The organism is Methylobacterium sp. WL8, assembly GCF_008040045.1.
Taxonomy (GTDB): Bacteria; Pseudomonadota; Alphaproteobacteria; order Rhizobiales; family Beijerinckiaceae; genus Methylobacterium; species Methylobacterium cerastii.
Genome location: NZ_VRVF01000013.1, coordinates 74,317 through 80,384 on the forward strand (window position 1 = coordinate 74,317; position 6,068 = coordinate 80,384).

Consider the following 6,068-nt stretch of genomic DNA (forward strand, 5'->3'; position numbering starts at 1 on the left):
CATGACCGACGTCAACGCAAGCATCGAGAACGAGATCAAGTCCCAGGACGTGGTCGTGTTCATGAAGGGCACGCCCACCATGCCGCAATGCGGCTTCTCGGGGCAGGTCGTGCAGATCCTCAACTACCTCGAAGTGCCGTTCAAGGGCGTGAACGTGCTGGCCGACGCCGGCATCCGCGACGGCATCAAGGCCTTCTCCAACTGGCCGACCATCCCGCAGATCTACGTGAAGGGCGAATTCGTCGGCGGCTGCGACATCACCCGCGAGATGTTCCAGTCGGGCGAGCTGCAGACCTTCCTGGCCGAGAAGGGCATCCCGGTGAAGTCCGCCGCCGCCTGACGGGCCGCGCGACCGGACGACGACGAAGGGCGCCCCGGCGCCCTTTTTCGTGTCCGCTCCCGAGAAACGTTCGCGCATGCCGCGGCTTGAGCCCAGGGAGGGGATCGGGGGCGACATCCGGAGGTGCTGCGGCATGCACGACGTCATCATCGTGGGCGGCGGCCCGGCGGGCCTCAACGCCGCCCTGATCCTCGGGCGCTGCCGCCGCCGGGTCCTGCTCGTCGACCAGGGCACGCCGCGCAACGCCGCCGCCCGGTTGACCTGGGGCGTCTTCACCCGCGACGGCACGCCGCCCGACGAACTCCGGGCCCTCGCCCGCGCCGACCTCGCCCGCTACGACACCGTCGAGCTTCGCGACGGCGAGGCGATCGGGGCCGAAGCGGTCGCGGACGGGTTCGCGATCACGCTCGCCGACGGGCGCCGCGAATCCGCCCGCCGCCTGATCCTCGCCACCGGGTTGCACCAGGATCTGCCGGCGATCCACGGCTTCGCGCGCTACTGGGGCGCGGGCGTCCATTCCTGCCCCTATTGCGACGGCTACGAGCGGCGCGACAGCCCCATCGCCGCCTACGCCCACGGCCCGGTCGCCAAGGGGTTCGCCCTGGAGCTGACGGCGTGGAGCCGCGACGTGACGCTGTGCACCGACGGCCACCCGACCGAACTCTCCGACGACGACCGCGCCCGCCTGGCGCGCAACGGGGTCCGGCTGATCGAGGCGCCGATCGCACGCCTCGACGGCGACGCCGACGGGCCGACTCACCTCGCCTTCGCCGACGGCACCGCCCTGCCCTGCCGCGCGGTGTTCCTGATGCCGACGGGCTGTCTGCCCTCGACGCTCATCACGCAGCTCGGCTGCACCCTGAACGAGGCCGGCGTGGTGCCGACCCGCGAGTACGAGAAGACGAACGTGCCCGGGCTCTACGTCGCCGGCGACGCCTCGCGCCGGGTGCAGTTCGCGGTCGTCGCCGCCGCGGAGGGCGCGATGGCGGCGTTCGCGGTCAACACCGAGCTGCTGCGCGAGGACACCCGCTGATCGCGCAGGCGTGCAACGGATGCTTTTCCGGCAGGCAGCGCGGCACGCGCACCGCGCGCGACGACCTGCGACGGCGTTCTACCCAGGGTGCGTAGTCTGGAAATCGCTCCCTGCTGCAAGTCGGCGTGCGATCTCGCACCATGGCCGGGCCGCCGCAATGCAATGATGAAAAAAGAGTTTCGATCCTCAAAGGTTCGGAACTTGTTCAGCTTGTCCCCGTTACTCCCGCACGGTCCAGTTCTTCTGGGCCGTCGGTGCCGACGCTCCGCTGTCTCTGCAAGGCCGGTCATGCCCGTCTTCGACGCCAAGAACCTCGGGTCCCAGTTCGAAGGCCAAGCCCTTCTCGCGGCCATCCTGCACCCGACGCGCACCGCACAGACCCGCGCCCTCACGCATGGCCGCCAGCGCGCCGAGCGCGCCGCGATCATGGCCGACCCGATGACGATCGAGCATCGCTTCCCGGTCGGCGCCGGCACCCTCACCCCGACGCCGATCGCCTCGAGCTGACGATTTTCCCCGCGCCCTACCAGGGCTGCGGCGTGACCAGGCCCTGACGCGTCACCACCACCCATTCCCGCCCGCGCCGCTCGACGGCCTCGACCCGGCCGACGCCGGGGATCGAATCGCCGATCGCGACCTCGACGAGGCGGCGGCGGCGGTCCTCCAGCATGGCGGTGCCGTCGTACACGTCGCGCACGGCCCAGGACTCGATGATCGCTGGCTTCGGCTTGGGTTCGGTGATGCTTCCGGTCTGGACCGGCTCCGCCTTGGCGGCCGGTAGAGGAGCGGGCACGGGCGCCGGAGCGGTGGCTGCCGCCACCGTGCGCTTGTCCGCTTGCGCGGTCGTCGCCGCAAGGCGGGCGGCCTGCTCCTTCTCGGCCTGGTCGATGCGCTCGCCCAGGGCCGCGATCTTGGCCACCAGGGCCGTTTCCGTCTTGCCGACCTTCTCCGTCAGCGCGCCGCCGCGGACCTTCGCCTCGCTGCGGGCGGCCTCGGAGACTTCCTTGAGGGCGGCGACCGACTTGTCGAGGCGGTCGGAGGCGATGGCGAGGCGCGAGGCTTCCAGCCGGTTGGCTTCGAGGGCCGCGTTGATCTCGGCCAGCACGACGCCCGTGCCCTCGGAGCGAGGCGTCGCCAGCATCGCGGTGCCGGCGCCGAGCACCGTGCCGAGCGCGAGGGCGGCCCCGGCCAGACCCATCGCCACCCCGTCGAGGCGGCGGCCAACCTTGGCGGCCGTCGGCACAGTCGGCGCCGCCTTGGGCTTGCCACCGGAGACGGCAGCCTTCAGCAGCGCGTCCGGCGAGGCCTTCACGGCCTCCGCGGGCGAATCGATGTTCGTCGTCATGGCCCTCGCCTCCGCGTCCGGCATCTCTGTCGAAAGCTTTGGTTAAGGACGTTTGTTTACCAAAGGGTTACCGCCCCCGCCGGGCCTCGTCGGCCCATTCCGCCCCCGGTCCCGTAGGGCCGCAGGCGTGCGATGCGGCCGCTGCCCGACCCGGAGGTCAGGCCGCCAGCCCGCGCTTGCGCAGCAGCGGTCCGGTGCTCGGCAGGCGTCCGCGGAAGGCGGTGTAGGCCTCGCGCGGGTCGCGCAGGTTGCCGGCGCCGTAGACGTAGGTGCGAAGGCGCTTCGCGGTGGCCGGATCGAAGATGTCGCCGGCCTCGCGGAAGGCGTCGAACGCGTCGGCATCCAGCACCTCGGACCAGAGATAGCTGTAGTAGCCCGCGGCATAGCCGTCGCCCGAGAAGATGTGCGCGAAATGCGGCGTGCGGTGGCGCATGTTGATCTCGGACGGCATCGCGATCCGCTCCAGCGCGTCGGCCTCGAAGGCGCCCACGTCGAGGCCGTCCTCGCCCCCGGCCGAGAGGTGCAGGGTCATGTCGACGATCGCCGAGGAGGTGTATTCCACGGTGGCGAATCCCTGGTTGAAGGTGCGGGCGGCGAGCAGCTTCGTCAGCAGCCCCTCCGGCATCGGCTCGCCGGTGCGATGGTGGCGGGCATGGGTCCGCAGCACCTCCGGCTGCTCCAGCCAATGCTCGTAGAGCTGCGAGGGCAGCTCGACGAAGTCGCCCGACACCGCGGTGCCGGCCAGCACCGGATAGGTCACGTCGGACAGGAGCCCGTGCAGGGCGTGGCCGAACTCGTGGAACAGGGTGCGTGCGTCGTCGAAGGACAACAGCGGCGCCTCGCCGGCCGGGGCCTTGGCGAAGTTCATCACGTTGACGATGATCGGCTTCACGTCGCCGGTGAGCCGCTCCTGCGAGCGGAAGGCGCTCATCCAGGCGCCGCTGCGCTTGGTCGGCCGCGCGAAGTAGTCGCCGAGGAAGGTGCCGACCTCCGAGCCGTCGGCGTTTCCGACGCGCCAGGCGCGGACGTCCGGGTGGTAGCGCGGTACGTCCGGGAGTTCGGCGAAGGTCAGGCCGAACAGGCGCGAGGCCGTGTCGAAGGCGGCATGGATCACCGAATCGAGCGGCAGGTACGCCTTGATCTCGCTCTCGTCGAGGTCGTGCTCGGCCCGCCGCAGCTTCTCGGCGTAGTGGCGCCAATCGTGGGCCTGGAGCGCGAAGTTGCCGCCCTCGGCCTGCACGATCGCCTGCAGCCGGTCGCGCTCGGCGCCGGCGCGCTTGAGGGCGGGGGTCCAGACCTCGCGCAGCAGGTCCATCGCCGCGTCCGGGGTCGCCGCCATGGTGTCGTCGAGCTTGAAGTGGGCGAAGCTGTCGAAGCCGAGCAGCCGCGCCCGCTCGGCGCGGAGCTGTACGATCTCGCGGATGATGCCGCGGTTGTCGGTGTCGCCGCCGCCCTCGCCGCGGCGGATCCAGGCCTCGTAGGCGCGCTCGCGCAGGTCGCGCCGGGTCGAGGACACCAGGAACGGCTCGATCAGCGAGCGCGACAGGGTGACGACGTGGCTGTGCGCGCCGCCGCGCTCCTTGGCGGCGTCGGCGGCCGAGGCGACCAGGAAGTCGGGCAGGCCGGCGCGGTCCTCGGCGGCGTCCAGCGGCAGCAGGAAGCGGCTCTCGTCGGCGAGCAGGTTCTGGCTGAACTGGGTTCCGAGCTCCGACATCCGCGCGGCGATCTCGGCGACGCGCAGCTTGTCCTCCGGCCCGAGGTCGGCGCCCGCGCGGCGGAAGCGGGTGCGGTAGCGCGACAGCACCCGGCGCTCCTCGTCGCCCAGGCCTTCGGCGTCGGCGTCCACCGCGGAGATGCGCGCCCACAGCTCCGGGTTGAGGTAGATCGCGCTGCCGTGGCGCGAGAGCTTGGGGCCGATCGTCCGCTCGATCGCCTGCAGCTCGGGGTTCGTGTGGCTGCCGGTGAGGTTGTAGAACACCCCGGCGACCCGATCGAGGGCGAGGCCCGCCCGCTCCATCGCCGCGACGGTGTTGGAAAAGCTCGGCGCCGCGGCCTCGCCTGCGATCGCCGCGATCTCGGCGTCGTGCGCCGCCAGCGCCGCCTCGAAGGCCGGCAGGTAGTGCTCGGGCCGGATGCGCTCGAAGGGCGGAAGCTCGGCCGGCGTGCCCCAGGCCGCCTCGGAGAAGGGGTTGCCGGCCGGCAGGTCGGCGAGGCCGGGATTTTGCGCTGTCGTCATCTGAAGGTCTCGATGTCTCGCGCCGCGCGTCGGCTGGGGCCGCCGGAGGGCGGCGGTCGGATACGTGTCCACCTCAGATAGGACCGAACGCACGCTTCAGGAAGCCGACGCCGCGCGCGGTCGCGTCGGCATCCGTCGCCGGGTCGAAGGCGTGGCCCTGGTCCGGGTAGAGGTGGACGCGGCAGGTCCCGCCCGCCTCTTCCATCCGCCGCCGCAGGGTTTCCGGATGGCTCGGGCCGACGAGGGCGTCCCGCGCGCCGTGCAGCGCCAGCGCCGGCGGCAGGGCGAGGGGACCGGTACCGAGCTCCGGCGGCAGGAAGGTCGCGCGCAGCACCAGCGCCGCGTTCGCCCCCGGCGCCCGCGCGGCGAGCGCCAGCGCCAGGGCGCCGCCGAGCGAGCGGCCGACCAGGGCCACCGGGCCGGGGACCTGCGCCCGGACCGTCTCGAGGGCGTCGCGCCACGCACCGAAATGCCGGCTGATCCCCGAAAAGCCCACCCGTGCCTCGCCGGTGCGGTCGAGATAGTGCGGCAGCAGCACCGCGAAGCCGGCCTCCGCCAAGGCCGCGGCCTCGGCCCGGACCGGCCGGTCCGAGCCTGGCCCTTCGGCGTCGTGGAGCAGAATCACGGTCGCCGTGGCCGGGGCGTCCTTGCCGTGCGGGGCGAACCGCTCGATCGTGACGGGTCGTCCCTCGCACAGGATCGTGTCGCGGGTGACGACCGGATGGGGTGGATGGGTCATGGCGTCAGGTCGGTCTCGACGGTTCGCGGCGCTCGCGCTCGCCGGCACGACCCTGCTTGCCATGACGGCGGGACGGGATGCGAGGGCCCAGGATGCGAGGGCGCAGGACGCCAAGGCCCAGGACGCCAAGGCCTTGGACGTCAAGGCATTGGGCATCAAGGCGCAAACGCAGGCGCCCGAGGCGACCGTCCCCGTGCCGCCGCCGCTGCCGCCCGAGCGGCCCGCGGAGCTGAAGCCCGCGACCGCGCCGGGCGCGACCGTGAGCGACCCGCCGCGCCCGCCGGAGCGCCCGGCCGAGCTGACGCCGGCGACGCCCCCGGCTTCGGCGCCGGAGCCGAAACCCGCCGAGCCGCCCGCCCAGGCGGAGGTCAAACC

6 protein-coding genes and 1 pseudogene are annotated in these 6,068 nt (G+C 72.5%); 4 read left to right on the forward strand and 3 right to left on the reverse strand.

Annotated features, from left to right (window positions below; translation table 11 throughout):
- Position 1 precedes the first annotated feature (1 nt).
- The 3 genes from grxD (at position 2) to FV234_RS07505 (ending at position 1,880) form a co-directional block, all read left to right on the forward strand.
- Positions 2-340 carry a Grx4 family monothiol glutaredoxin gene (grxD, locus tag FV234_RS07495; RefSeq protein ID WP_147750751.1) on the forward strand — a complete coding sequence of 113 codons (339 nt, stop codon included), beginning with the start codon at positions 2-4 and terminating at the stop codon, positions 338-340.
- A 133-nt stretch (positions 341-473) separates the two neighbouring features.
- Positions 474-1,373 (forward strand): NAD(P)/FAD-dependent oxidoreductase, encoded by a 900-nt coding sequence (locus tag FV234_RS07500; protein WP_147828589.1) that lies wholly within the window; start codon positions 474-476, stop codon positions 1,371-1,373.
- Between the two features lie 288 nt (positions 1,374-1,661).
- Positions 1,662-1,880 (forward strand): hypothetical protein, encoded by a 219-nt coding sequence (locus FV234_RS07505; protein ID WP_147750749.1) that lies wholly within the window; start codon positions 1,662-1,664, stop codon positions 1,878-1,880.
- A gap of 16 nt (positions 1,881-1,896) precedes the next feature.
- Here the strand turns inward: FV234_RS07505 and FV234_RS07510 are convergent, their stop codons facing one another.
- From FV234_RS07510 to FV234_RS07520, 3 genes are all read right to left on the reverse strand, one after another.
- Complete coding sequence (locus tag FV234_RS07510; protein WP_147828590.1) at positions 1,897-2,718, reverse strand: hypothetical protein; 822 nt, start codon at positions 2,716-2,718, stop codon at positions 1,897-1,899.
- 157 nt (positions 2,719-2,875) lie between these two features.
- Positions 2,876-4,954: a M3 family metallopeptidase gene (locus FV234_RS07515; protein ID WP_147828591.1), complete on the reverse strand. Its 2,079-nt coding sequence runs from the start codon at positions 4,952-4,954 to the stop codon at positions 2,876-2,878.
- 73 nt (positions 4,955-5,027) lie between these two features.
- Positions 5,028-5,693 carry a dienelactone hydrolase family protein gene (locus FV234_RS07520; RefSeq protein WP_187273610.1) on the reverse strand — a complete coding sequence of 222 codons (666 nt, stop codon included), beginning with the start codon at positions 5,691-5,693 and terminating at the stop codon, positions 5,028-5,030.
- Between FV234_RS07520 and FV234_RS26620 the strand changes: the two are divergent.
- Positions 5,692-6,068: pseudogene (locus FV234_RS26620) on the forward strand (hypothetical protein); the annotation flags it as partial. The gene FV234_RS07520 and the pseudogene FV234_RS26620 overlap by 2 nt on opposite strands.